Here is a 952-nt window from a genome sequence, read left to right on the forward strand (position 1 = left end):
ATCTAGCTCCAGATGATCCGCTAAATAGTTAGAAACAATACCGCCCTCGACACGCTTTACCGTAATGCTGATCAGTGATTGCTCTTCAAACATCCGTACCGATGACGAAATCGAGTAATTTCGACGATACCGCACACCCGCAATATCGACCTCAATCGCCACATATTGCCCTGGCACAAAGGCTTGCCAATGTATCGATGGACGCAAAACAAAGGTGGTCGTGTCATGCGTCTCATGTCTCGTCGAGACCAACTCCGCTGCCATGCGTTTTGTTGCGAACAAAGGCTCGAACTCGGTCATGAAAAAATCGACAGGCGCACTTAATGCCAATGGCGACATTTTTGACGCCCAACGGTACATAGCGGCCGATAGGTGAGTGAAGTTAGTTTGGTGTAGCGCGCCCATAAGAAGCTCCCGAATACTTTGGTGTACATATGTTCACCAAAGTACAGCAGGACATCTTTTCAGTCAACACTTGTACACTCAAATTTCATAATCAAATCTTATTCCACAGCAAAGAGACCACTTACAAAACAGCCTTTAGATAGGATAAGCTCCTGAAAAAGAGCGGTATTCTTGATGCAGACGCACGCAAAAACTCATGAAATAACAGTGCACAGGTGAACACTAAAGATGCTAAACTTTTGTATCTTTTATTCATTAAGCGGAATGCATGCAAACAAGAGACGAAAAAAAAGCACAAACACGCAAGTCACTAATGGATGCGGCGCTCAACTTAACGGGCAATGGCCGTAACTTTGCAAGCATTAGCCTTCGAGAGGTCGCTAAGAACGCTGGGGTTGTGCCTACCTCCTTTTATCGTCACTTTACCGATATGGAAGAGCTCGGTTTAAATATCATTGACGATTTAGGGCTGCTGCTACGCAAGCTCATGCGTCAGGCAAGACAGAACGAAGGGTATTTTGATGCACGCGCTCGAAACTCAGTTGAG

The 952-nt window shown here is 45.6% G+C and carries 2 protein-coding genes; one reads left to right on the forward strand and one right to left on the reverse strand.

Annotated elements, in window-relative coordinates:
* Positions 1-405, reverse strand: a 405-nt coding sequence (locus A3750_RS23600; RefSeq protein ID WP_231871938.1) for an FAD-binding oxidoreductase, incomplete at its 3' end; no start/stop codon positions are given.
* Positions 406-673: 268 nt separating this feature from the next.
* On the opposite strand from A3750_RS23600, the gene A3750_RS23605 reads away from it, so the two are divergent.
* Positions 674-952 (forward strand): TetR family transcriptional regulator (locus tag A3750_RS23605; RefSeq protein WP_156498890.1); only part of this gene is annotated, 279 nt, incomplete at its 3' end.

This window comes from Oleiphilus sp. HI0079 (assembly GCF_001635105.1).